This is a genomic window from Variovorax sp. LG9.2, from assembly GCF_035018885.1.
Classification (GTDB): domain Bacteria; phylum Pseudomonadota; class Gammaproteobacteria; order Burkholderiales; family Burkholderiaceae_C; genus Variovorax.
Genome location: NZ_JASJXB010000006.1, coordinates 215,685 through 239,482 on the forward strand (window position 1 = coordinate 215,685; position 23,798 = coordinate 239,482).

The window sequence follows — 23,798 nt, forward strand, 5'->3', positions numbered from 1 at the left end:
GGTGTCGCCGTTCTTCTCACAATCCAATGTCGTCCCCCAACCTGCATCCCATGCTCAACGTGGCCGTCAAGGCCGCACGCGCCGCCGGCGCCATCATCAACCGCGCGGCGCTCGATGTGGAGGCCGTGCGCATTTCGCAAAAGCAGGTCAACGACTTCGTCACCGAAGTCGACCATGCAAGCGAAAAAGTGATCATCGAGACACTGCTCGCCGCATACCCGGGGCACGGCATCCTGGCCGAAGAATCGGGCTCCGAATACGGCGCCAAAGACTCGGAATTCATCTGGATCATCGATCCGCTGGACGGCACCACCAACTTCATCCACGGTTTCCCCGTGTACTGCGTGTCGATCGCGTTGGCAGTGCGCGGCAAGGTCGAGCAGGCCTGCATCTACGACCCGAGCCGGAACGATCTGTTTACCGCCACCAAGGGTCGCGGCGCCTACATGAACGACCGCCGCCTGCGCGTTTCCAAGCGCACGCGGCTCAACGAATGCCTGCTTTCCACCGGCTTTCCGTTTCGCACCGGGGACAACTTCAAGCAGTACCTCGCGATCATGGCTGACCTGATGCCGCGCACGGCCGGCTTGCGCCGCCCCGGCGCTGCAGCGCTCGACCTCGCCTACGTGGCCGCCGGTTTCACCGATGGTTTTTTCGAAACCGGCCTCAGTCCGTGGGACGTTGCTGCGGGATCCTTGCTGGTCACCGAGGCCGGTGGCCTGGTCGGCAATCTCACCGGCGAGCCTGAATTTCTCGATCAGCGCGAATGCCTGGCCGCTGCGCCCCGCATCTACGGTCAACTCGTGCCGTTGCTCTCCAAGTATTCGAAGTTCGCAGGCGTGGACGACAAGATGCGCGCCAGCGACCGCGTGCGCGCCGTGTCCGCCGCGGCCAACCCGGATGTGGACGAATCGGTCGACTTGTACGCACGCTCTACCGTCGCCGATTTCGAAAGCTCCGGCAGCGATGGCGTCTCGGTCGAGCCCGCAGCCGTCGCGCCTGTTCCGCGCAAGCTCACACGCATCAAGCGCGACGTCGCAGCAGCGCCTTTTAACGACCCGGCCGATTCCACGGGCAAGTGATGCAGACGCTGAGCTCGGCCGGGGCCGCCGCGCGCCGAACCCGCGCCGCGTTGCGCATCGCCCTGAGCCACTACGTCGCCAACGGGCTGTCGGTGGCCTTCGGGCTGCTGCTTATTTCAGGCGGTCTGCATCTCTGGTTGGGAACCGTCGCAGGCGCTGCCGCGTCGGTGGGCGTCATCGTCGCTTCGCCGCCCGACCTCGCTGCGCCACGCCGCGGCAAGTTTTTCCAGATGCTGCCGGCGCCGCTGATCAGCATGCCGCTTTTCTTCGTCGTCCAGTGGTTGCACACCGCGCCGCTGCAACTCGGGCTGGTGCTGGTCCCCGCCACTTTCTTGTCTTTCACGCTGATGGCATGGGGCAAGCGCGGCATTCCGATTGCCATCGCGATCATGCTGGCGATGATTTTTTCGATGGCCACGCCGCCGCCGACCGATCTGCACGAGGCACTCGAACGCACGCTGCACTTCGGCATGGGTGCCGGGCTGTACGTCATCTACGCCACCTTGGCCAACCTGGCGCTCAACGCCCGCTACCGCGTGCAACTCATAGCCGACGTGCTGTTGGCGCTGGCGAACCTGATGCGCACCGAGGCGCGCCAGTTCAGTGCCAAAGACGAAACCGACGACGTGCGCGATTCGCCGGCGCCGATGCTCGGCCAGTTACTGACGCAGCAGGCCGCCCTCGCCGATCAGATTCAGGCGGCGCGGGACATCGTGCTCGAGTCGCCGCGCACGCCGCGCCGGCAACGGCTCGCCGGCATGCTGGTGATCGTGCTGGAGATGCGCGACCACCTGTTGGCCAGCGAACTCGACCTCGACGTATTGCGCACGCACTCCGACCATGCAGGCTCGCTCGGCGAGATGCGCGCGGTGCTCGAATTGATTGCGATCGACGTCACGCGTCTGGCAGATTCACTGCTGCTCGGCCGCAAACCCCAAGCGGGACAAGACCGCCGGCCCACCCTTTCGGCCATCGCCATTCCAACCTACACGGGCCGGCCCGACGGCCTGGCCGCACCCAACACGGCCGTGTTGGCGCGCGGACTGGCGAGCCGCATCGGCCACCTCAACGATGAAGTGATGCGACTCACCGCACTGGCACGCGGCGAGCGCGAGCCCGACCTGGCCGTGGTGCGCGCCAACTGGCAAATGTTCGTGAGCCCGACGGCGTGGTCGTGGCGCCCTTTCCTCACGCTCTTCAACTGGGACGCACCGCCGCTGCGCCACGCCATCCGCGCGGCACTGGCGATTGCCGCTGGCTACAGCATCGCGGTGTTGCTGCCGTGGGGCTCGCACGACTACTGGATTTTGCTGACCATCGTCGTCGTGCTGCGCGGCAGCCTCTCGCAAACGCTGGAGCGGCGCAATGCGCGCGTGGCCGGAACGATGCTGGGATGCGTGCTCGCTGTCGGCTTGTTGTCCACCCATCCGTCCGCGTTGGTGCTGCTGCTTTCGGTGACCTGCGCGCAGGCTGTGGCGCACGGCTTTGCGGTACGGCGTTACCTGATCACGGCCGTCGCAGCCACCGTGCTCGGTCTGGTGCAGGCACACCAGCTGTACGCCGGCGCCGCCCCGACCTTCGCGCTCGTCGAACGCATTGCCGACACCTTGATCGGTGCGGCCGTGGCGTGGGGCTTCTGCTACGTTCTGCCGTCGTGGGAGCGCAGCCAAATCCCCGCTCTGGTGGCGCGCACGCTGCTGGCGCAAGCGCGCCATGCCCGGCTGGCACTCGGCCTCGGGCAACTGCAGGCCGTCGACACCAGCCCCGAGCTCGAGTGGCGACTGGCGCGCAAGGAGGCGTTCGACAGCCTCTCCGCGCTGGTACAAGCCACCCAGCGATCGCTGTCCGAACCACGCGCAGTGCGGCCGCCCATCGAGCCGCTAGAGCGCCTGCAGGCCCACAGCTACCAGTTGCTGGCCCAGCTCAGCGCGGTCAAGTCGATGCTGGTGTTGCGGCGCGACCGGCTGACGCCCGCTGAAATCGAGGCGCCGCTGGCACGTGCGGCCGAGCAGATCCAGTCGGCGATCGGCAACCCGGCCGACGCGTCTGCCAAAGCTGCCAAGGCGGTGGAGGCCGCACAGTCTGGCGAGGCACCCGCAGAGACTACGTCTGCACCGCGCACACGGGTGGTTGGCCCGATCCCGCTGCCCGACCCTTTCGACAACGACATCAGTCCCTGGCTGCTGCGCCGACTCGATCTCGCAAGCGGCCTGGCACTGCAGCTGCACGACGACGCGGCGCGCATCTTGCAGGCCGAAGCGGAGGCCGAAACGATGGCTGGACTGTTGCCGAAGGAAGCTTGATGGAGTTGCATGCATTGCTTGGCCACCCGTGGTTCGGCACGTGGATCGCGGCGCTGATCGCCAGCGCATCGGGCCTGCTCGTCTACCGCGTGGGCGGCATGCTGTTGCTGCGCCTGACGCGTCATGCGGTCGTTCTGCATTCGACGATCTCGAAGGCACGCACGGCGGCGCGGTGGGTTCTGCCGCTCGTGGCGCTACAGATGGTGTGGCAGGCCGCGCTCGACGACCTTCGCTACATCGACAGCGTGCGGCACCTCAACGGATTGCTGCTCATCGCGTCATGCACCTGGCTGGCCGTGCGGTGCATCAACGGCTTCACCGAAGGCCTGCTCGCCAAGCATCCTCAAGACGTCGACGACAACCTGCAGGCGCGCCGCATCCACACGCAGGCCAAGGTGCTGGCACGCACCGCCAGCACGATGGTTCTGGTGGCCGGGGCGGCGCTCATCCTCATGACGTTTCCGGGTGCGCGGCAGGTCGGTGCCAGCCTGCTCGCCTCTGCCGGCGTTATCGGCATCGTGGCCGGTCTTGCTGCCAAGCCGGTGCTGAGCAACCTGATCGCCGGCCTGCAGATCGCCTTGGCGCAGCCGATACGCATCGACGATGTGCTCATCGCCGAGGGTGAGTGGGGCAAGGTCGAGGAGATCACGGGAACCTTCGTCGTGATGAAGCTGTGGGACGAACGCCGCCTCATCCTGCCGCTCAGCTATTTCATTGAGAAGCCGTTCCAGAACTGGACGCGACAGAGCGCGCAGTTGCTGGGTTCGACCTTCATCTACGTCGACTACACGATGCCGCTGGCGCCGCTGCGCGCGGAGATGGAGCGCATCGTGCGAGCGGCGCCGGAGTGGGATGGTCGCGTGTTCGTGCTTCAGGTGACCGACGCCACCGAGCGCACGATGCAGTTGCGCATCCTTGCCACTGCGGCCACCGCGCCGCTGGCGTTCGATCTGCGCTGCCGCATCCGCGAAGGGCTCATCGACTTCGTGCAGCGCGAGTATCCGGAATCGCTTCCCAAGCTGCGCATGCAGGACATGGGTGGGCCGTCCGCTTCAGCGGTCGCACAAGGCCCGGCGGCACCCGCGCCGACCGTGGCAGCAATGGGCACGGCCAATCCAGCCAACCTCATGCAGCCGTTGCCGCACCGCTGAGCTGCACGCTTGCGCGTCAGCGCCCGGCGCCCCACAACCTCCAGCACGGCGCCAATTCGTCGATGCTCGACCTCCCGCGTGACTTGACTTGTCTTTAATTTAGATATATCTTTTGTGTTTTAGATACACACAAGAAAGATCGACATGCAACATTTCAGATCATTCGAGCGATGCACACGCCGCGCCGAACACGGTGACGGTTCCGACGGCGGACGCGGCGGCCCTGGCCATCGACACGACCATGGCGACGGCTCGCGAGGCATGGGCGGTGGTGGTGGCCGAGGCGGTAGTGGCCGAGTCTTCGGCCATGGCGGCCTGCGCTTCGTGCTGCTGCAACTCATCGCTGACAAGCCGAGCCACGGCTACGAGCTGATCAAGGAGATCGAAGAACGCCTGGGCGGCAGCTACAGCCCGAGCCCCGGCATCGTCTACCCGACCCTGACGCTGCTCGAAGAGCTGGGCTACGTCAGCGTCAATGCTGCCGATGAAGGTGGCCGCAAGCGCTACAGCATCACTGCAGCAGGCACCGAGTTCCTGACCGCCAATCGCGACACAGCCGACGCGATGATGGCGCGTATGAACGGCGGAGTCGACGGTGCGGGGCCACGCGGCGGCCGTCCGCCGCAAGTCGTTCGTGCCCTCGAGAACCTGAAGCTGGCGATGCGCATGCGCCTGTCGTCGCGAGAACCGATGACCGATGCGCAGGCCCATGCCTTCGCTGCCGTGCTCGACAGCGCGGCGCAACAACTGGAGCGCATTTGATGAGCGACACGACAACCGCTTCGATCGCAGACGCCTTGCCGAAAAGCGCGCCTGATCGACTGCCGCGCCGCGTGCGCCACGCGCTTCGGTTCCGAAAGCTCAAAGTGCGCAGCGTGCAGCGCGTAACCCCGCATCTGATACGCATCACCGTCGACGGCGAGTCGCTCGCGGGCTTCACCAGTCCAGGCTTCGATGACCACGCGAAGCTCTTCTTTCCCGACGCGGCGACCGGCGAGTTGACCTTGCCGACCGCCGGCCCCGAAGGTCCGATCTGGCCCGAGGGCCGCAAGCCGACCATGCGCGACTACACGCCGGGCCGCTTCGACGCCGTCGCCGGCACGCTTGAGTTCGACTTCGCGCTGCATGACGCCGGCCCCGCGACGCAATGGGCCGAGCGCGCCAAGCCGGGCGATGTGCTCGGCGTCGGAGGACCACGTGGCTCTTTCATCGTTCCAACCGATTTCGACTGGCATTTGCTGATCGGCGACGACACCGCATTGCCGGCGATCGCACGGCGCCTTGCCGAGTTGCCACGCAACGCCCGCGCGATCGTGCTGGCGGAAGTCGACGGGCCGGACGATCAGATCGCTTTCGAGACGCATGCCGAGCTGACAGTCCAATGGGTGCATCGCGGCGGCGCCGCGCCGGGCACGTCGACGTTGCTACTCGACACGCTGCGCGGCCTTATGTTTCCGGCAGGCGACTTTCATGCGTGGGTGGCATGCGAATCTTCCGCAGCCAAAGCCTTGCGTGCGCTCCTCGTCGGCGAGCGTGGTGCCAACCCGAAATGGACGCGTGCGTCAGGCTATTGGCGCAAGGGCGCCGCGGCAACGCACGACACCCACGAAGAGTAAAAATCCAGCGGCTCACTACTACAACATGTCGCAAACCGTCTGCAATAGGCCGTTCGGCGATTGGCAACTGAATACCAAAGAACTAGGATCAAACCCTTGGGAGCGGGCAACAGAAGAGGAACAACAGCGAATCGGCGTCGTCGCGCTTTTCGCAACTGCAGAAAGGGAACCACATGGGATCCGATCTCGAAAAATGGCAATTCGTTGCGACGGTGATCGTGGGCGGTCTGGTGGTTCTCGGGCTGGTCGGCTTCGGCTGGAATCGCATCGCGGCCCGTCGCCGTTCCCAATACCTTATCGCCGCAGCGCGGGTGCGCTCCGGCTATGTTCCAGGTGGCTTGCCGACCGTGCGAGGCGGGCCTACAGGCTCCACCGGCATGGGAGAACTCGGCCCGGCGAGTGCGCCACAGCTGCTGGCCGCCAACGAAGGTGAATTCGAAGAAATGGTCGATGAGCAACCGCTCATTCGCATCCGCTATCTAGACGCGCTGTCCAGGAAGGTCAGTGCCGAGCTGCAGGTCGAGCATCTGGATATTCACAAGCGTCTAGTCGTCGGTTATTGCGACCATCCCGGCGACACGCGGCGCATTCCCCTGCGCAATATCGTCGGTGCGCGCATTGCCGAAACCGGCCAGCGCTTCGATGTCGACACGTGGGTCGACGCGGTGCGCGTCGCACGGCGTCGCCGCGGACAGGGCTGAGCCGACGACAACGGCGACGCTGCTCATACCCCGACCTCTTCGACGTTCGCCAGGTGCATTGAGTGCATCGCCGATGGTGAGTGCCGCATCCAGCGTCGTCTCGGCGCTGGCCACGTCGTTGACCAGGAAGCAGAAGCGGTGGGTGAAGTCTCGACAAAGACATGATCCAATCCTCGCTCCATGCCCGCCTCATCCCCTGCCCCGACCCCTGCCGCGACCCCTGCAGACTACTCAGCTCACACACCCATGATGGCGCAATATCTGCGCCTCAAATCGGACTTCCCGGAGACGCTTCTCTTCTACCGGATGGGCGATTTCTACGAGCTCTTCTACGCCGACGCAGAGAAGGCCGTGCGCCTGCTCGACATCACGCTGACGCAGCGCGGCAACTCTGCAGGTGCGCCGGTGGTCATGGCGGGCGTGCCGTTCCACGCGGTCGATACCTACCTGGCGCGACTCATCAGGCTGGGCGAATCGGTAGCGATCTGCGAGCAGATCGGCGAGGTCGGTGCGACCAAGGGGCCGGTCGAGCGCAAGGTGATGCGGGTGGTCACCCCCGGCACGTTGACCGATGCCGAGTTGCTCAACGACAAAAGCGAGTCGATGCTGCTCGCGGTGCACGCCGGTACGCGCAACGTGTGCGGGCTGGCCTGGCTCAGCGTGACGGGTGCCGAGTTGCGTCTTGCGGAGTGCGCGGCCGACGCGCTCGAAAGCTGGATCGCGCGCATCGCGCCGAGCGAGTTGATCTACAGCGCCGAAGTGACGACGACCTTTGAGCAGCGCCTCAAAGCCGCGCGCACGGCCACGCCATTCACGCTCTCCATCCGGCCTGCCTGGCAGTTCGATGGCGGACTCGGCGAGCGCAAGCTCAGCCAGCAGATGGGCAGCAACAGCCTCGCTGCGTGGAACGCCGAAGGTCTCCCCAACGCGCATGCTGCCGCGGCCGCACTGCTCGGCTATGCGGAACATACGCAAGGCCGCGCGCTGCCGCATGTGCAACGACTTTCGGTCGAGCGCGATGGCGAATTGATCGAGCTGCCGCCCACGACGCGCCGCAATCTCGAACTCGTGCAGACCTTGCGCGGGGAAGACTCGCCGACGCTGTTCTCGTTGCTCGACACCTGCATGACCGGCATGGGAAGCCGCCTGCTGAAGCGATGGCTGCTGTCGCCGCGCCGCGACCGCGATGAGGCGCAGGCGCGCCTCGAAACCATCGCCGCGCTGCAGACGAGTGCACCCGGCAGCACCGCTGCACCATGGCGCACGTTGCGGGAGCAACTGAAGAACATCAGCGATATAGAGCGCATCGCTGCCCGCATTGCGCTGCGCCAGGTGCGCCCTCGCGAGTTGGTCGCGCTGCGTCTTGCGCTGTCGAAGGCGGAGCAACTGGCGCCATCGTTGCCGGGCGTTGCGGTTCTGCTCAATCAGATCTCGGAGCATTGCAAGCCGCCCGAAGGCTGCGTCGATCTGCTGGCGCAAGCCATCAAGCCCGACCCGTCGGCGCTGGTGCGCGATGGCGGCATCATCGCCACCGGCCACGATGCCGAGCTCGACGAGCTGCGCGCCATCAGCGAGAACTGCGACGATTTTTTGCTGCAGCTCGAAGTGCGCGAACGAGAGCGCACCGGTATCACCAACTTGCGCGTGCAGTTCAACCGTGTGCACGGCTTCTACATCGAGGTGACGCAAAGCGCGCTCGGCAAGGTGCCTGACGACTACCGCCGTCGCCAGACGCTGAAGAACGCGGAGCGCTTCATCACGCCCGAACTCAAGGCCTTCGAAGACAAGGCGCTGTCGGCACAAGATCGTTCCCTGGCGCGCGAGAAGTACCTCTACGAACAGCTGCTCGATGCGCTGCAGCCATCGATCGCACCTTTGACACGGCTTGCCACTGCCATCGCGACGCTAGACGCGCTGTGCGCGCTGGCCGAGCGCTCGTACAGCCTGCATTGGCGCGCGCCGAGTTTCGTATCGCATCCGTGCATCGAGATCGAAAAGGGCCGGCATCCTGTGGTGGAGGCTCGGCTGGCCGAGAAGTCGTCGGGCGCCTTCATCGCCAACGATACGCAGCTCGGGCCGCAGCAGCGCATGCAGGTCATCACGGGGCCGAACATGGGTGGCAAGTCGACCTACATGCGGCAGGTCGCGATCATCGTGTTGCTCGCTTCGATCGGCTCGCACGTCCCGGCCGCGGCTTGTCGGCTCGGACCGATCGATGCGATCCACACGCGCATCGGTGCCGCCGACGACCTGGCCAACGCGCAGTCGACCTTCATGCTCGAGATGACGGAAGCCGCGCAAATCCTGCACAGCGCCAGCGCCCAATCGCTCGTGCTGATGGACGAGATCGGCCGCGGCACGAGCACCTTCGACGGCCTCGCGCTGGCCGCCGGTATCGCGGCGCAGTTGCACGACCGGACGCGGGCCTTCACGCTCTTCGCCACGCATTACTTCGAGCTCACCGAGTTTCCGGCAACGCACCATGCCGCGGTCAACATGCACGTGAGCGCCACCGAGAGCACGAAGAACGGGGGCCGCGACATCGTCTTTTTGCACGAGATGCAACCCGGCCCGGCCAGCAAGAGCTACGGCATCCAGGTCGCACGGCTGGCGGGCATGCCGGCCGCAGTGGTCAACCATGCGCGTCAGGCGCTCGATGCGCTGGAGGCGCAACAGACGCAAAGCCGGGCACAAGTCGACCTGTTCGCGGCGCCGCCAGCCACCGCTGCGCCCGAGGTGAGCGCCGTAGAATCCGCGCTGGCGGCGCTCGACCCCGACGCGATGAGCCCACGCGAGGCGCTCGATGCGCTCTACACACTTCAAAAATTGAACACGCGCGAACGCGGGGCCGCATGAGCTGGCCCGGTTCGTGCGGCAAGACTCCATGACTTATTGCGTAGGCATCAAACTCAACGCCGGACTGGTGTTTCTCTCCGACTCCCGCACCAATGCGGGCGTGGATCACATCAGTACCTTCCGCAAAATGATCGTCTACGAGCAGCCGGGCGATCGCGTCATGGTGCTGCTGTCGGCAGGCAACCTGAGCATTTCGCAGTCGGTCCGCGAGATCCTGCAAATCGAGGAGCTGCGCGAGATCGGCGAAAACGGTCAACCCGGACCGCCCATCACCATCTGGAACGCCAAAAGCATGTTCGATGCCGCGCGGGTGTTGGGCTCGGCGGTACGCCATGTGTACGACCGCGATGCCGAAGCGCTCAAGCACGCAGGCCTCGACTTCAACGTGTCGTTCATCTTCGGCGGCCAGGTGCGCGGCGAAGGCATGCGGTTGTTCCTGGTCTACGCCGCCGGCAACTTCATCGAAGCGACAACCGAGACGCCCTACTTCCAGGTCGGCGAGTCGAAGTACGGCAAGCCCGTGCTCGACCGCGTTCTCACACCCGAAACGCCGCTGGACGAAGCCGCCAAGTGCGCGCTGGTGTCGATGGACTCGACCATGAAGTCGAACCTGTCGGTCGGCCTGCCGCTCGACCTCGTCGTCTACGAAGCCAACAAGCTAGAAACCGATCGCGTGATCTGCATCGATGCCGAAAATCCGTACTACCGGATGATGCACAACAGCTGGGGCCAGAAGCTGCGCGAAGTGTTCGACAGCATCGAAGACCCGGTGTGGGACGACGCAGCCAGCGCGCACCCGCTGAAGATGCCAGCGGCCCGGCACAGCGCGCTGCGCAAGATCTCGACGCCGGAAGAAAAGCTGATCTGAACACGACGTTGGCGCCGGGCTTGCCATCGGTCGTTTTCTCGCACGGCAACAGCTTTCCGGCAAGTACCTACCGGGTGATGCTCGACAGCCTGCGCAGCCGCGGCTTCGCGGTCGATGCCGTCGAAAAGTTCGGGCACGACCCGGCGTATCCGGTCACCGACAACTGGCCGCATCTGGTCGAACAACTCGCCGACTTCGCGCGACGCCAGGTCGACACATCAGGCGGTCCGGTGTTTCTGGTCGGCCATTCGCTCGGCGGCTTTTTGAGCCTGATGTGCGCTGCACGTCATCCCGAGTTAGCCAAAGGCGTCGTGCTGCTCGATTCGCCGTTGATCGGTGGATGGCGCGCGAACACACTCAATCTCGTCAAGCGAACGCCGCTCCTCAAAAGCATGTCGCCCAGCGTCGTGAGCCGCAAGCGGAAGAACAGCTGGCAAGACCGCGACGCGGTCTTCGAACACTTCAAGAGCAAGAAGGTGTTCGCGAAGTGGGACGAACAGGTACTGCGCGACTACATCGACCACGGCACGCTCGAAACCGCGGCCGAAACTGATGCCGCACGCACCCTGAGCTTCGACCGCGATGTCGAGACGGCCATCTACGACACGCTGCCGCACAACTTGAGCACGTTGCTGCGCGGCCATCCGCTCCAATGCAAAGTCGCATTCGTGGGCGGGCGTCAATCGGTCGAGATGAGACGCGCCGGCATGGCGATGACCGAGAAAGTCACCAAGGGCCGACTGACCCTGCTCGACGGCACGCACCTCTTCCCAATGGAAAAGCCGATAGCAACTGCAGCGGCTGTCGAGGCCTCGTTGCGTAATCTTTTGGGCTGAGCTGCCGACTCCGACTTCAGGTCGGCCTGAGCTTGCGCCTTGCAGAGGCGAAGTTATTCCGCCCAGACCACCATCCCGCTCCATGCGGTCGCCAGCACCACGATGCCGAAGGCGATGCGATACCAGGCGAACGGCACGAAGTTGTGCGTGCTGATGTACTTCAGCAGCCAGCGCACACAGAGCCATGCGCTGATGAACGCGAACACGAGGCCGACCAAAAAGAGCGGAATGTCAGCTACGGACAGCAGCGCGCGTTCTTTGTAGAGGCTGTACACGCTCGCACCGATCAAGGTCGGGATCGCCAGAAAGAACGAATAGTCGGTCGCCGCTTGCCGGCTGAGCCCGAGCAACATGCCGCCGATGATGGTCGATCCGCTGCGACTGGTGCCCGGAATCATCGCGAAACATTGCACCAGCCCGACCTTGAGCGCATCCCACGGCGTCATGTCGTCGACGTGCTCGACGCGCACAGTGCCCGGCGGCCGCTTCTCGGCCCACAGAATGATGAAGCCGCCGATGATGAAGGTGCTGGCCACCACGATAGGGATGAACAGGTGCGCCTTGATCGCCTTGCCGAACAAGAGCCCCAACACCACCGCTGGCAAAAATCCGATGAGCACGTTGAGCGCCAGCCGGCGAGCCTTGGGCTGCCGCGGCAACGCCACGATGGTCGACTGGATCTTCTGCCAATACACGAGGACGACCGCGAAGATGGCGCCGGTCTGGATCGCGATGTCGAAGACCTTGGCCTTGTCGTCGTCGAAGCCGAGAAGTGAGCCCGCCAATATGAGGTGGCCGGTCGAAGAGATCGGCAAAAATTCGGTCAGACCCTCGACGATGCCCATGACCACGGCCTTCACCAGCAAAACGATATCCACAAGCACTCCTTGAAAGTGTGCCGATTATCGCGAGCCGCGCGTTCAGGTTCTGCTCAGCCGACCCGAAGCGTCGCCCCCGGCATTCACATCGGCGAACGACAACGCGCTCGCCAGGTAGTCGATGAAGAGCTTGGTCTTGGGCGATACGAGGCGCGACGGCAGCAGCGCATACACAGGGACGCTCGCCATTTGCCAATCGGCCAGCACGCGTACGCCAGTGCGTGCAGCCTCCGAAAATGCCCCCGGATACACCGGCAGAGCCGCGATGCCGTGGCCCTGGTTGACCAGTTGATGCGCCATCTGCACCTGGTTGGTAGACAGTCGGCCAGCGACTCTCACATCGACCTTTTGATCGCCTTTGCTGAAGGTCCAGGTGGTACCGCCCGGAGGCTTTTCCAGGAGGATGCAGGCGTGGGCCTCGAGGTCCTGGGGGCGGTTCAGCGCCGGCGCGCCGGCAAGATAGTCGGGCGCCGCGAAAACGTGTTGCGCAATCGCACCCAGCGGCCGTGCAATCAGAAATTGCTCATGCACGGGGCCGACCCGTATCGCCACATCCACTCGCATGACAGACGGATCGACGGCCTCCGGACACAGGTCGATTTCGAGTTCTATGGCCGGATGCGCGCGGATGAAGTCACCTAGAAGCGGTGAGATCCAGCTATTTCCAAAATCGGGCGGCATGGACACGACGAGCCGTCCCTGCGTACTGGCGGCCGCCGCAACGGTTTCTGCGTAGACCGAATGCACGGCGGCCACCAGCGGCTTGGCGCGTGCGAAATAGATTTGCCCATCAGCCGTAAGCTGGATTGATCGGCCACCCCGCATCGTCAGCTTGGTGCCCGTCCATCGTTCGAGGGCACTGAGGCGTTTCGAGACCATCACGACCGGAATACCCAACTGCGCACCCGCGCGTGCAAGGCTGCCCAGTTCGCCGACGGCCACGAACGCGGCAATATCCTGGAGTTGATCGAGCGAATCCATCAGACCGTGGCGCTTCGACGCAACCTTGATTCGAGCCATTCGACAAACACACGGCCTTTGCGCAGTGACGACTTTTCGCTGACTACTGCGCTGAGCGCCATGGGCGGCAGCTCCCAATCGCACAGCACGGGGACCAATGCGCCAGCAGCCGGCGGGCCCGCCGCCATGTGAGCCGGCAGTGCGGCAATTCCGAAATCTTCGCTGGCAAAACGCGCACGCAAAGAAACACTGTTGGTCGCGAGGGTGCCCCTTACCTGGACGGAAGCGCGCAAATCGTTGTGTTGCAGTTGCCAAACGTTCAGGCCGGGATCACGTCCCTCGACGATGCAGTTGTGAGCGCAGAGGTCGGTTGGCACCAGCAGCGGTGCTGACTTTGCCAAGTAGCGCTCCGACGCATAGAGCCGCCATTGCACCGTGCCAACGGCTCGCACGAGCGCGCCTGTGGGAGGCGTGGCGTCGACGGGACCCAACTGCAGAGCGACGTCATGGCGACTCGGCTCGTCCGTGGCATGCCGCGCCGAAAGATTCAATTCGAGCTCCAGCTTGGGATGGCGTTGAATAAACTCGGAAATGATCCCGGTCAAAAATCCGAGCCCGCATTCTGCCGGGGTTGCAACTACCAATCGACCCGACAGCTGCTGCTCGACCGCCCTGAAGGCGTCGTGCAACCGCAACGCGTCGAGCGTCAAGGCCTCGCTGCGAGCGAAGTAATCGGCACCTGCCTCGGTCAATTGGATGCGACGCGTCGAGCGCTGCAACAGGCGAACACCCATCGCGGATTCGATGGCTGTGAGGCGCCTTGATAGCGTTGAGGGCGCCACGCACAGCGTCTTGCCCGCCTCTGTGAGACTGCGCGCGCGCGCGACTTCGACGAAGACGGCCATATCCTGAATTGTTCCGAGTGCGCCCAAATCGAAGTCTCCCTGCAGGTGCTATTTAAAAGTGCCCACCCGGGCCTTTTTGAACACTTCGATGCGTCGGATGACGTGATCAAGCGTTCGGTTAGTTACCACGGGAGCAGACTGAAACTTTATTCGATCATTGTTAACTCACCAATAAAAATCGGCAGCCGAGTCGGCATTTAGCGTCAAATCGCCAACTTATTCCGCAACTGAAGAATTGTAAATAATTTCATTACAATTTAATTGCAACTGATTAACTATTGATTGCCAACCTTTCGTATCTTCAAATACGTTCATTCAATTTCCGTTCCAGTCGATCAAGCCCGAACCGCTCCAGTGCCCGAACGAAGTGATGTCGAACTTGGGTCGGGTCACGCGGCGCCAGATACCGACCATGTTCATCACGCGGATATCGTCGAAAAAAACGATCGGATCACGTCGAAGAGAGAGCGTTGCCAGATTGGCCAGGATGTTCGCTTCGGTCACCCCGTCTTTGGGTCCATCGATAAAAATGAAGTCGGCCGCCTCGAAGAGCTCCCGGTAGGGCTCGATGCCTCCCGGCGCGGAAACATCGGCGAGCACCTGCGACATCCGCCGCTCGCTAAAGTCTTTTTCTTGCAACCACGTCTGCTCGAAGCTGTCCCACGGAACGAGGTCAAAAGTGACAACGCGCCCGTCAGGCCGCAGTCCCTCCAATATCGCCACCGTACCCATGCCGGTGAACGTACCGATCTCGATGACCGTGCTGGCATGGAGTGTCTTGACGATTGCAGCGAGCAGTCGGTAGTGCTCGCCGGGCCACGTTTCGAACCAGCGTGGTTCAGCCGACATTCGCCCTTCAAAGATGGGCAGTCTCGTCTTGCACGTTTGGGGCAGGACATCGACGACGAGGTCGAGCAAACGCTGACTGGGCTTTGCCGGATCGTCATCCATGCTGGCAATTACCGAAAGCTCTTTGTGACGCGCTGGCATGTCGACAAATTGCCGCGCTAAAAGATCTGGAACAACCATGATGAGTCCTTGAGGAATGGGCGCATGTGCGTGTAAAAATTGATCTTCGAAAATTCAGGGAGACGGCATTGAATCAAGGCACTCACGCTTACGCATTCACGAACGATTGGTTCGATGTGGTGAAGCCCGTCTGGGAAGGCCTTATTCCTCAGATCAAGCCGCAACGCATTCTTGAAATCGGCTCTTACGAGGGCGCCAGCGCCTGCTATCTCATCGACAGGCTGACGCCCGATCATGCGATCGAAATCCATTGTGTGGACACATGGACGGGCGGTGTCGAGCATCTGGACGGCATCACCAACATGAGTGAGGTCGAGGCAAAATTCCATGCCAACACGGCACTCGCCATTCGCAATGCGCCTAGTGCGGTTAACTTGGTGGTGCACAAGGGACTCTCCGACGTTTGTCTCGCTCAGCTCGTCGCCCAGGGTCACGCCGAGACATTCGACTTCATCTACGTCGACGGCTCGCACCAAGCCCCCGACGTGCTGGCAGACGCGGTGCTGGGCTTCAAGTTGCTGCGGGTCGGTGGCGTCATGATCTTCGACGACTACCTCTGGGCCGAAGAGCTTCCTCTTGGCCGAGATCCGCTGCGATGCCCAAAAATTGCAGTCGACGCGTTCGTCAATTGCTACTTCAGGAAGCTGCAAATACTGCGGGCGCCGCTGTATCAGCTGTACGTGCAAAAGACGTCCGTCTGACGCTGGCGCAGCAATGCGAGTGACCGCTTCCGTTCCGCACACTCTTTTGTCCGTTCTTCTATCTGCTCTTCTCACGGCGCCAGAAACAAGTGCTGGAGACCGGGTTGATCGGCCATCCAGCGCGGTGCCTCGGCCGGGCTGACAACCTTCCAGACATAACCGGGCCTTCCGTACAGATCCAGCCCCGATGCCGTGAGAGCGCCAATGTCGACAGTCGCGAGAATATCGGGCGTGTTGTATTCCTGGTGCGCGAAAGTCGATATCTTGCGGCGCACGTCTTCGTCGCTCATTCCCATGTACGACAGATGCCAGCCCGCGTCGCCTATCAACATCGCGGGCTGCACGCCGTTGCGCACTTCCATCCGCAATCGGTCCGGCGTGGTCGTATCCAGTCGGACGCGTGTTGCAGCGACGGTCCAGATGCTCGCTACTTCGGGGCCTTCGACGTTGCGATAGTTCGCATAGAAATAGTAGAACGCCAGACTCAGGCCGAAGACATCGTGCGCAACCTCGTCGCGCATCATGCAAACCACGTCTGCGCGCGGTATTTCGTCGACATCCGAAATCATGACAAGGTCGTTGGGGTCCGCGTCGGCAAGACCTCGCATCACCTGATTGCGCTGAAATTTTTCGCGAACCCAATGCCCCGTTTGCGGCTTGTCGAGAAGCCAGTCTTTCTGCGAAGACTGCACCGTGCCAGAGACCGCCGCTGCTTCATCCTCGGGCATATCGTGAACCACGATGTAGCGGAGCCGCGCAGCGAACGGTGCAAAGCGCACATCGCACGCATCGAAGGTCAAGGACTTCGGCTCTCCGTTGAATGTGCAATCGGCCTCGACGATGACGAAGAAATCGACGACGGCAGACAGTTCGTTCAGACGCGCCGCAAGAATGTCGTCTTCGCCGTTGTACGTAAAGCAATCAAACACCTTTCGCGTGTGCAAGGGTAGCCCGCCGGGAGCGCGCAGCACAGGCGAAGTTTCTGCAGCGAACTCGATGCGATAGCCATTGCGCTCGAACATCATGAGAATGTCTCGCTCGCCGTACCAGTTGTCGAGTTGCGACAACGGAATGCCGCAACCGACAGTGAGCGGTGCGACGCTGGTGAGTCGACGCACCTTGGCATGGTGACCGAACAGCTGCATGGCGTCGTAACCATGATGAAGTGACGGCCCGGCGTGCTCTATGGAAAAACTGCGTGCTGTATCTATCGATGCGAAGCGCATACCGATTTTCTCGAGAGCCGGTCGCAACACGCCACTCAACTGCACGTCTTCGAGCAACGCGTTGTTGTGCCATCGCATCCGCAGCGGATCGCCATCGACGGCATCCGGCGGCGGTATCTCAACGCGAATATGCCGGTGGTCCACCAACGCCCGCATGAAGCGCTGGCTCCGCAGGCTGAACCCCCCGTTTTGCACTGGGGTCACGCTATGCCCGGGTTCCTTGCTCTCGTGTGTCCACTCGAAACTGTTCTTCCAGTAACTGCCTTTCGGCGTAACGATATGCGCCAGATGAATCGGCGCACCGATGTAGTCACAGTCCAGGAAGTCTTCGCGCCAGTTGGCGGCGTTGACGACCCAGCCGTCTTCCTGCACGACCAGCGCGAATTCGGTGTCGATCACCCGCCAGAGGGCGAACATCATGAACCAGCTGTACTCGTGGTAGTTCATGGATGCCACCGTCAAGTGACGAATGCCCTTCGCAAGGTCCGGAGGACGGACCGGGCTGCACAAGAGCGCTCGGCATCCATGCATTTGAGCCAGGCTGTGCTGCAAGGCAAGCGCTGCGCCGGTCGCGTCCGCCAGGCCATTGACCGAGACGAGTGTGATCTGGCGAAAGGCTTGGGTCATGACGTGGCTCCAATAGTCCGCTTCAGCGACGCGCCGGAACGGCCGATGGGTCTTTCCAATTGAACTCGACATAGCGTCGAATCACCAGACAGCCGGGCGGTGAGTCGATCAGCGACACCGACGATGTCGGATCCTTGCCATCGGTGTAGACGGCAAAGTTGGGAAGCAGTTGCGTTCGACGGTAGCCGACCAGTTCTTGCTGCGCAACGCTCTGGCAAGTAAAGGGCGCGACGGAGATCCGTTCCGCCTGCACCGAGCAGGCACCATCGGCTTCAGGGATGGCCGTGATCGACATGGCAGCGCCGCCGTTGGCGTACTCCATGCCGATCATCGCGAAGGTGGCGCTGTCGTTGGTGCGCTTGCGATCCCAATCGAGCAGCACGTCGTTCGCCTTTGCGCCCTGCACTGCCGCCGACGACAGGCGTTGCAACGCGGGCAGGCAGCGCTTCAAGCCGACGTTGGCAGCCGCAGCCGCAAGCGCGTTCACGGGTGCTGCAGCCTGTGGCGGTGGCACCAGGACTCCTTGCGCCACTGCGGACACAACGCCCGCGAGAAGCAGTACGCCCAGCGTAAGCCTGCGGAGAAAAACCGGCCGAAGTGTCATCGCTCAAACCTCCTTGTAAAGCGCGTCGATGGCCGCCGTGTATGTCCGCACGTTGACCTCGCTTTCAGGGTCGAGCTTGCGCAAGAACTGTTGTGCCCGAAGCCGGTGAAGCTCGATGTCGCGGTCGTGCTCGGCAAATGCGCGCTGCAATGCGACTCCACCCTCCTCGCAGTCGAAACCGTCGTAGTAATAGCCGCAGTCGTCGACCAATTTCGAGTTATGAATCAAGGGATACGCGCTGGTTCACAACGCACACCTGTGCGCCGACCTTGGCTACTACTACACCGGCAACGATGTCGAAGCCGGCAGCGCACGCCTGCTCGAAGCCATCGACATGCACGATGTGCACGCCGATGCCTATCGCGACACCCAACGCACACGCATCGCGCGCTACCTTCCGGGCAACGCCGATATCACGGCAACCTACAGCAAGCTGCTCAATGAAGTCGTTCAGCGGCCAAGCAGATGAGCCCCACTTTTTTTGATGTACCGGACTCCAACATGGCCGCAGCCGCAGATCTCAAAGACATCTATCCCATCGTCGTCACGCCGAGCCACGACGGCAAGTTCTTCCAGAACTACGTGCTGTCGCTGCTCAACTTCACCGTGCAGGCGCATGTTCGAGGCATGCGCCTGCAAGTGATGCTGCACCAGGGCGAAAGCCTGGTGACCAGGGCGCGCAACAACTGCGTGGCGTCGTTCCTCGCCAACCCGGAATGGACGCACCTGTTCTGGATCGATTCGGACATCGGATTTTCTGCAGACGCGGCTTTCAGAGTGCTGCAATCCGGCTACGACATCGCTGCAGGCGTGTACCCGCTCAAGCGTGATAACTGGCCGGTCGAGGGAGTTTCTGCCGGCACTACGCAGCAGCAATTCGAAGCCGGCTTCACGCGCTATACGGTCAACACCAAAGCACCGGAAGGCAGCGAACAACTCGATATCGTGGTGCAGCCCGATGGCTTTATCAAACTGTCCGAGGCACCAACGGGATTCATGGTCATCAAGCGCAGCGTGTTCGAGCGTCTGATCACCGCATACCCCGAGTTCAACTATGTGCCCGACAGCATCGGCGTGCCGGACCAGGGCTTGCACTATCGATTTTTCGATGTGATGGTCGATCCCAAGACACGTCGCTACTTGTCTGAAGACTACGGCTTCTGTCGCCTGTGGGAGGCACTGGGCGAGTCGATCTATGTCGATGCGAACTCCAACCTGACGCATCAGGGCGCAAAGCTCTACAAAGGCGACTTTGCGAGCTCGCTGCTGACCTCGCTGCCGCACGCGGTGGGCGCACCTCTGGGAACCACGATGCATTTGAAGGGTGCGGAGTATCTGAAGTCGAACATGTCAGCGCCATGAGTCACATGAATTTGAAGCGCTTGGAGCGCGGGCAGACGCACGCTACAGGCGGCGCGGCCAGAAACCCATTCATGCGCATAGCGATTTTCGAAGAAGAACTGCCCCAGATGCAGCTGCTGGTTGCAACGCTGGCGCAGCAGATCAGCACTGACGCGGGAGTCATCTCTTGCACGCAATTCAGAGATGCCAAAGCGCTGCAACTGGCTCTGTCCGAGGGCTGTTTATTCGACCTGTTAATCCTCGACTACAACTATGAAGAGTTCGGTGGCCTTGCACTGTTGCGCTGGTTGCGTACGCATCAGAAGTCGACGGTCCCGGTCATCATGTTGAGTCAGCGCAACTCCGAGCGCGACATCGCCGACTCACTGTCTGCAGGGGCCGACGATTTCATGGCCAAGCCGTTCAGACCAATCGATCTCATGGCGAGAATCGAGCGCTTTCTAACGATCATGGAGGTGGCACGCGGCCGGGACGCACACCCGTCGTGCCATCGCCGTCAAGACGGATCACGCGCGGTCGTGCAGCGCTAATGTCGTCGAGCGCGACCCGCGCTCGAGCGGTCTGCGCCTCCCAGTCCTGAGCGGTACGGATCAGCGTGGGTTTGATCAGGACCACGACTTCCTTTTTTCGTCCCGTCCGCATGCGGTTCCCCAGCAAGGTTCCAAGTACCGGCAAGTCGCCAGTGCCCGGCAGACCCGACGCCCCACTGCTCGACTCCATGTGCATCAAGCCACCGATCGCGACGATGCTGCCATCCCTGATCCGCACCAGCGTATCGCTTTCATTGACACTGCTGGAGGCTAGCGGCAAGCGATAGCTGCCAATGCTTCCCAGATCGATCTGGGTCGTTTTCTGGATCACGGTGGTGACCGATGGATGAACGTGCAGCGTGATGTTGGCGCCCTCGTCGATCTGCGGCGTGACATCCAGCGATATGCCCGAGAAAAACGGTGTCAGCGTCAGGGATGGCAGCGTAGTGCCCCCGCTCGACCCGAACAGCGAACTCGAAGCCACCGTGCCCCCGGCGACGTTCGTCACGAAGAAGTCTTCCGATCCGACTTTCAGAATCGCCTTCTGGTTATTCAGCGTGGCGATGCGCGGGCTCGACAGGATCTGCACATCACCCTGCGTTTCGAGAAAGCCCAGCACGGCCTGAAAGCCGGTACCCGCCAACGCCAGACCGAACAACCCAGTGCCGGCGGCTGGCAGCGAGACACCCCCGGGCAGCGCCGACGCCACCCCGGCTGCAAAGCCCGGTAATACGGTGCTCGACCCGCTGATCAATCCGTTGCCGGCAGCACCGCTGAGCGTACCGAACGCACCGGTGACGTTCCCGCTTTTTCTGAGTGCCGACCAGTCGATGCCGCTCTGATAGCCCTCACTCAACTCGACCTCGACGATCTTCGCCTCGAGCATGACCTGGCGCTCGACGGCGACCTGCGCGGCCTTGAGGAATTTATCTACCTGTTGCAACTCGTCCGGCATGGCGCGCACGGCCATGATCCCAGCCTGCGGGCTGGCGATGACGTTGCGTCCGACGCCCTCTCCGATGAGCCCCCGCACGGCGATGGAGAGTTCGGTCCAGAAGTCGGTTTTGGAGGTGGTCGTGACGCGACTGCCTTCGTTTTGCTGTGTACCGCTCGCGCCTCCGCCTGCCCCGCTGCCCGCCGCCGTGCGACCCGCCGCAGCGGCCTGTAGCGCACTGCATGGTGACAACCGCAGATCGGTGCTGCCGACACGCTGCGACTGCGGATAGTTGACGGTAAAAATTCGGGTTTGCAACGTCGGCGCATAGATCGTGATGCGACGGCCTTCGATCTTGAAGTCATAGCCATAGACATCGCGAATGGATTCCAGCGCTTCGGACAGCGTGACGCCACGCAACGTCACCGAGAGCGTGCCGACGACATCGGGATGCATCAGCATGCTGTATCGCGTGTCGGCCACGAGAGCCAGAAAGACCTCGCGTGCCGGAGCATTGTTCACCAGTAAATCCAGCACGGGTTCGCGTTCCACGGGGGCGGCCGGTGCCGCGGGCGCAGGCTCGCTGGCAGGCAGCACGGCCAGCGCAGGCGGCGCGCCCGGCAGTGCGGCCGGCGGCAAGCCAGCGCGCGCTGCATCCAGCACGTCTGCACCCAGCACGGCGGGCCGCATGGCGCAGCCGGAGAGTGCGGCGATGCAGAGGCCTGCTGCCAAGGCGCAGAGCGACCGTGGGAACCTGGGGCGTGCGCCGCATTCAGTCTTGGAAAGTTGAATGAGAGATGTCATCTTGTGGGGTGTGAAGTCTTGGGCCCAACTTCGGCTGGGACGGGGGCACAGGGAACGCCGGGCAATCCCTTGGCTGATGGGGCTGAGGCAGTGCAGGCCGGGGCCGAAAATTCCGTGGCGACCGGCATGGCGAGCCGGCGCTGCACATTGGGAAATCTCGACATCTTGTACAGCGCCACACCATCCCGGAACCACACTTCGGTCTCCCGAATACGCTCGATGCGTATCGCGCCAAAGCTCTGTCCTTCGGCATACAGGTGTGCATCGAGCACGACATAGAGCCGCCCCTGGCGTTCGACGAGGGCGAGCGGACCGTTCACCAGCGCCAGGGTTTTGAGGACGCGGGCATTGGGTGCAGATGCGCCGCCGTCCGTGGCAAACCCCGCAGGCGGCAAAGTTGGTACAGGCGGCCGAGTGGGATCGCGCAGACCTTGTGCAACCGCAATATGGCTCCACAGAAAAAAGCACAGCGCCGCGCCGAGCGACCAACGTCGGACGACACCGGCATGCATGGCTGATGGGTCTCGCTTCATGGCACCCTCGTCTCGACCACATACAACTGCAGCGTCAGTTCGGGCGGTCCCTTATCGCTGCGCAACCACATGGTGCCCCATCGCACTTGTGGCAGTGCCTGCTCCAGCGTTCCGACGTATCTCACCAGCTCGGCATAGGGGCCCGTCACCGTCAATTCGACCCCGCGCCGCACCACGCCATCGGGCAGCGACTCGACCGGGCCGGCACGCGCCGCTGCCGGAGAAGCTGCCGCGTTCATGGTGTTGGTGTGGAGCAATGTGAGACCGTCGTGGCGGTGCAGCAAATGGACCAGCAATTGCGTCAGTGGTGTTGTCGGTGTGCCCTGTGTGGCCGCAGGAGACGACAACCCCCGCAGGGTTTCGCGCCCGCTCGCCAACCGCGCGTCGACCTCGGCAAGCTCGCCGCGCACGGCGGCTTGGGTGGCCACCGGCCGGGCCACGGCGGCAAGGTCGGCACGCGCCTTCTGCAGTTCCATTCCTTGTCGGTCGAGGTTGTCCAGCAGCCGCCGATGCGCGTCTTGCGCGGGCGCGAGCCAAGCCCAGTTTGCCAACGCACCGACACAGGCCAGCGTCGTGACGAACAACAGAATTCGCTCGCGCAAACTGATGGCATCGATGCGTGCGGCTCGCGGGGTCCACCACTGCATGAACCCGGGACTCATCTCGATTCTCCCTCCGCGCTGGATGGCGGATCGAGGCTCTTGACCATGCTGAACGACCAGACCGGATGCAACGCGTCGGCTGGCGCGCCGGGGGCGGCGACGACCTTGGCCACGTTGATTGCCGCAAGTTGCTGGCCCACCAACAAGGGACTCGCTGCGAGCTGGTCGATCCACGCGTTGAGCGCGGCCGGATCAAAGGTAAAGCCACTGATTTCGAGGCGTTCCGCATCGGCCTTGACCAAGGTCACCCAAGCCGAGGGCGGGATGCTGCGCGCAACCAGCGCGAGCCTTGAGGCATGGCCCTCGCCCGGGCGAAAAACGCCTTCATGCAGCGCGTCCAGAGTGTCCTCCAACTGGCTCAATTCACCGCGCCGCACTTTAAGTTGTTGCTGCAGCGCTATTTCTGCAGGCATCGCCGCAGCCTGTCTTTGTCGCACGGTCAGGCGCACACCTTCGAGCACCTGCGTACCTGTCCGAAGCGCTTGGCTCGCTGCCTCGTTCTGACGGTGAAGACTTGTCACCTCGTAAAGGCAGAACGCTGCGCCCACGAGCGTCAGCGCGCCCAAGGCCTGCAACATGAAGAGGGCCGAAAAAGGGCGCCTCTGAGTCGACAGGACGGCCGTTTGGAGA

At 62.9% G+C, this 23,798-nt stretch carries 24 protein-coding genes; 13 read left to right on the forward strand and 11 right to left on the reverse strand.

From position 1 onward, the window contains the following. Positions 1–26: 26 nt before the first annotated feature. The 9 genes from QN413_RS08840 (at position 27) to QN413_RS08880 (ending at position 11,413) form a co-directional block, all read left to right on the forward strand. Positions 27–1,082, forward strand: coding sequence for an inositol monophosphatase family protein (locus QN413_RS08840; RefSeq protein ID WP_323496239.1), 1,056 nt, complete (start codon positions 27–29; stop codon positions 1,080–1,082). Then, a complete protein-coding gene (locus QN413_RS08845) occupies positions 1,082–3,385 on the forward strand; it encodes an FUSC family protein (protein WP_323496240.1) in 2,304 nt (767 codons plus the stop codon). Before QN413_RS08840 ends, QN413_RS08845 begins: the two co-directional genes overlap by 1 nt. Beyond that, the gene (locus tag QN413_RS08850) at positions 3,385–4,536 is read left to right on the forward strand and encodes a mechanosensitive ion channel family protein (RefSeq protein WP_323496241.1); all 1,152 of its coding nucleotides are present in this window, start codon (positions 3,385–3,387) and stop codon (positions 4,534–4,536) included. Before QN413_RS08845 ends, QN413_RS08850 begins: the two co-directional genes overlap by 1 nt. 144 nt (positions 4,537–4,680) lie before the next feature. After that, positions 4,681–5,298, forward strand: a complete 618-nt coding sequence (locus tag QN413_RS08855) for a PadR family transcriptional regulator (protein ID WP_323496242.1) — start codon at positions 4,681–4,683, stop codon at positions 5,296–5,298. Further along, on the forward strand, positions 5,298–6,152 hold the full coding sequence (locus QN413_RS08860) for a siderophore-interacting protein (RefSeq protein WP_323496243.1): 855 nt from the start codon (positions 5,298–5,300) through the stop codon (positions 6,150–6,152). Before QN413_RS08855 ends, QN413_RS08860 begins: the two co-directional genes overlap by 1 nt. A gap of 173 nt (positions 6,153–6,325) precedes the next feature. Next, on the forward strand, positions 6,326–6,853 hold the full coding sequence (locus QN413_RS08865) for a hypothetical protein (protein ID WP_323496245.1): 528 nt from the start codon (positions 6,326–6,328) through the stop codon (positions 6,851–6,853). Between the two features lie 246 nt (positions 6,854–7,099). Continuing rightward, positions 7,100–9,709 carry a DNA mismatch repair protein MutS gene (mutS, locus tag QN413_RS08870; RefSeq protein ID WP_416352158.1) on the forward strand — a complete coding sequence of 870 codons (2,610 nt, stop codon included), beginning with the start codon at positions 7,100–7,102 and terminating at the stop codon, positions 9,707–9,709. A gap of 28 nt (positions 9,710–9,737) precedes the next feature. After that, entirely contained in the window at positions 9,738–10,577 is an 840-nt protein-coding gene (locus tag QN413_RS08875) for a proteasome-type protease (RefSeq protein WP_323496247.1), read from the forward strand. A 20-nt stretch (positions 10,578–10,597) separates the two neighbouring features. Beyond that, positions 10,598–11,413, forward strand: coding sequence for an alpha/beta hydrolase (locus tag QN413_RS08880; protein WP_323496290.1), 816 nt, complete (start codon positions 10,598–10,600; stop codon positions 11,411–11,413). A gap of 53 nt (positions 11,414–11,466) precedes the next feature. On the opposite strand, the gene QN413_RS08885 is transcribed toward QN413_RS08880, so the two are convergent. From QN413_RS08885 to QN413_RS08900, 4 genes are all read right to left on the reverse strand, one after another. Continuing rightward, positions 11,467–12,291: an undecaprenyl-diphosphate phosphatase gene (locus tag QN413_RS08885; protein ID WP_323496248.1), complete on the reverse strand. Its 825-nt coding sequence runs from the start codon at positions 12,289–12,291 to the stop codon at positions 11,467–11,469. Between the two features lie 42 nt (positions 12,292–12,333). Next, positions 12,334–13,272 carry a LysR family transcriptional regulator gene (locus QN413_RS08890; protein WP_323496249.1) on the reverse strand — a complete coding sequence of 313 codons (939 nt, stop codon included), beginning with the start codon at positions 13,270–13,272 and terminating at the stop codon, positions 12,334–12,336. Beyond that, positions 13,272–14,156 carry a LysR family transcriptional regulator gene (locus tag QN413_RS08895; protein WP_323496250.1) on the reverse strand — a complete coding sequence of 295 codons (885 nt, stop codon included), beginning with the start codon at positions 14,154–14,156 and terminating at the stop codon, positions 13,272–13,274. The genes QN413_RS08890 and QN413_RS08895 overlap by 1 nt, the downstream gene beginning before the upstream one ends. Before the next feature lie 315 nt (positions 14,157–14,471). Beyond that, entirely contained in the window at positions 14,472–15,185 is a 714-nt protein-coding gene (locus QN413_RS08900; protein WP_323496251.1) for an O-methyltransferase, read from the reverse strand. A 68-nt stretch (positions 15,186–15,253) separates the two neighbouring features. Between QN413_RS08900 and QN413_RS08905 the strand changes: the two genes are divergently transcribed. After that, positions 15,254–15,886, forward strand: a complete 633-nt coding sequence (locus QN413_RS08905; protein ID WP_323496252.1) for a class I SAM-dependent methyltransferase — start codon at positions 15,254–15,256, stop codon at positions 15,884–15,886. A 71-nt stretch (positions 15,887–15,957) separates the two neighbouring features. On the opposite strand, the gene QN413_RS08910 is transcribed toward QN413_RS08905, so the two are convergent. Genes QN413_RS08910 through QN413_RS08920 form a run of 3 tightly spaced genes read right to left on the reverse strand, consistent with a single transcriptional unit; the run spans position 15,958 to position 18,571 of the window. Then, positions 15,958–17,739 carry a DUF5672 family protein gene (locus QN413_RS08910; protein ID WP_323496253.1) on the reverse strand — a complete coding sequence of 594 codons (1,782 nt, stop codon included), beginning with the start codon at positions 17,737–17,739 and terminating at the stop codon, positions 15,958–15,960. A gap of 22 nt (positions 17,740–17,761) precedes the next feature. Then, a complete protein-coding gene (locus QN413_RS08915; RefSeq protein ID WP_323496254.1) occupies positions 17,762–18,343 on the reverse strand; it encodes a hypothetical protein in 582 nt (193 codons plus the stop codon). Between the two features lie 3 nt (positions 18,344–18,346). Further along, positions 18,347–18,571, reverse strand: coding sequence for a DUF2827 family protein (locus tag QN413_RS08920; protein WP_323496255.1), 225 nt, complete (start codon positions 18,569–18,571; stop codon positions 18,347–18,349). Positions 18,572–18,599: 28 nt separating this feature from the next. On the opposite strand from QN413_RS08920, the gene QN413_RS08925 reads away from it, so the two are divergent. The 3 genes from QN413_RS08925 (at position 18,600) to QN413_RS08935 (ending at position 20,235) form a co-directional block, all read left to right on the forward strand. Then, complete coding sequence (locus QN413_RS08925; protein ID WP_323496291.1) at positions 18,600–18,812, forward strand: DUF2827 family protein; 213 nt, start codon at positions 18,600–18,602, stop codon at positions 18,810–18,812. 32 nt (positions 18,813–18,844) lie between these two features. Then, entirely contained in the window at positions 18,845–19,705 is an 861-nt protein-coding gene (locus QN413_RS08930; RefSeq protein WP_323496256.1) for a hypothetical protein, read from the forward strand. A gap of 107 nt (positions 19,706–19,812) precedes the next feature. Beyond that, the gene (locus QN413_RS08935; protein WP_323496257.1) at positions 19,813–20,235 is read left to right on the forward strand and encodes a response regulator transcription factor; all 423 of its coding nucleotides are present in this window, start codon (positions 19,813–19,815) and stop codon (positions 20,233–20,235) included. Here the strand turns inward: QN413_RS08935 and QN413_RS08940 are convergent. Genes QN413_RS08940 through QN413_RS08955 form a run of 4 tightly spaced genes read right to left on the reverse strand, consistent with a single transcriptional unit; the run spans position 20,153 to position 23,734 of the window. Then, positions 20,153–21,973: a secretin N-terminal domain-containing protein gene (locus QN413_RS08940; RefSeq protein ID WP_323496258.1), complete on the reverse strand. Its 1,821-nt coding sequence runs from the start codon at positions 21,971–21,973 to the stop codon at positions 20,153–20,155. The genes QN413_RS08935 and QN413_RS08940 overlap by 83 nt on opposite strands. Continuing rightward, positions 21,970–22,506, reverse strand: coding sequence for a hypothetical protein (locus QN413_RS08945; RefSeq protein WP_323496259.1), 537 nt, complete (start codon positions 22,504–22,506; stop codon positions 21,970–21,972). Before QN413_RS08945 ends, QN413_RS08940 begins: the two co-directional genes overlap by 4 nt. Further along, positions 22,503–23,168: a hypothetical protein gene (locus QN413_RS08950; RefSeq protein ID WP_323496260.1), complete on the reverse strand. Its 666-nt coding sequence runs from the start codon at positions 23,166–23,168 to the stop codon at positions 22,503–22,505. The genes QN413_RS08945 and QN413_RS08950 overlap by 4 nt, the downstream gene beginning before the upstream one ends. Further along, on the reverse strand, positions 23,165–23,734 hold the full coding sequence (locus QN413_RS08955; protein WP_323496261.1) for a PilN domain-containing protein: 570 nt from the start codon (positions 23,732–23,734) through the stop codon (positions 23,165–23,167). Before QN413_RS08955 ends, QN413_RS08950 begins: the two co-directional genes overlap by 4 nt. Positions 23,735–23,798 lie beyond the last annotated feature (64 nt).

Excerpts from the sequence above, each read along its gene's own strand:
- QN413_RS08840 (WP_323496239.1), top strand. The coding sequence starts at position 27 with ATGTCGTCCCCCAACCTGCATCCCATGCTCAACGTGGCCGTCAAGGCC.
- QN413_RS08845 (WP_323496240.1), top strand. The coding sequence starts at position 1,082 with ATGCAGACGCTGAGCTCGGCCGGGGCCGCCGCGCGCCGAACCCGCGCC.
- QN413_RS08850 (WP_323496241.1), top strand. The coding sequence starts at position 3,385 with ATGGAGTTGCATGCATTGCTTGGCCACCCGTGGTTCGGCACGTGGATC.
- QN413_RS08855 (WP_323496242.1), top strand. The coding sequence starts at position 4,681 with ATGCAACATTTCAGATCATTCGAGCGATGCACACGCCGCGCCGAACAC.
- QN413_RS08860 (WP_323496243.1), top strand. The coding sequence starts at position 5,298 with ATGAGCGACACGACAACCGCTTCGATCGCAGACGCCTTGCCGAAAAGC.
- QN413_RS08865 (WP_323496245.1), top strand. The coding sequence starts at position 6,326 with ATGGGATCCGATCTCGAAAAATGGCAATTCGTTGCGACGGTGATCGTG.
- mutS (WP_416352158.1), top strand. The coding sequence starts at position 7,100 with ATGATGGCGCAATATCTGCGCCTCAAATCGGACTTCCCGGAGACGCTT.
- QN413_RS08875 (WP_323496247.1), top strand. The coding sequence starts at position 9,738 with ATGACTTATTGCGTAGGCATCAAACTCAACGCCGGACTGGTGTTTCTC.
- QN413_RS08890 (WP_323496249.1), bottom strand. The coding sequence starts at position 13,272 with ATGGATTCGCTCGATCAACTCCAGGATATTGCCGCGTTCGTGGCCGTC.
- QN413_RS08895 (WP_323496250.1), bottom strand. The coding sequence starts at position 14,156 with ATGGCCGTCTTCGTCGAAGTCGCGCGCGCGCGCAGTCTCACAGAGGCG.
- QN413_RS08900 (WP_323496251.1), bottom strand. The coding sequence starts at position 15,185 with ATGGTTGTTCCAGATCTTTTAGCGCGGCAATTTGTCGACATGCCAGCG.
- QN413_RS08910 (WP_323496253.1), bottom strand. The coding sequence starts at position 17,739 with ATGACCCAAGCCTTTCGCCAGATCACACTCGTCTCGGTCAATGGCCTG.
- QN413_RS08915 (WP_323496254.1), bottom strand. The coding sequence starts at position 18,343 with ATGACACTTCGGCCGGTTTTTCTCCGCAGGCTTACGCTGGGCGTACTG.
- QN413_RS08930 (WP_323496256.1), top strand. The coding sequence starts at position 18,845 with ATGGCCGCAGCCGCAGATCTCAAAGACATCTATCCCATCGTCGTCACG.
- QN413_RS08935 (WP_323496257.1), top strand. The coding sequence starts at position 19,813 with ATGCAGCTGCTGGTTGCAACGCTGGCGCAGCAGATCAGCACTGACGCG.
- QN413_RS08940 (WP_323496258.1), bottom strand. The coding sequence starts at position 21,973 with ATGACATCTCTCATTCAACTTTCCAAGACTGAATGCGGCGCACGCCCC.
- QN413_RS08945 (WP_323496259.1), bottom strand. The coding sequence starts at position 22,506 with ATGAAGCGAGACCCATCAGCCATGCATGCCGGTGTCGTCCGACGTTGG.
- QN413_RS08950 (WP_323496260.1), bottom strand. The coding sequence starts at position 23,168 with ATGAGTCCCGGGTTCATGCAGTGGTGGACCCCGCGAGCCGCACGCATC.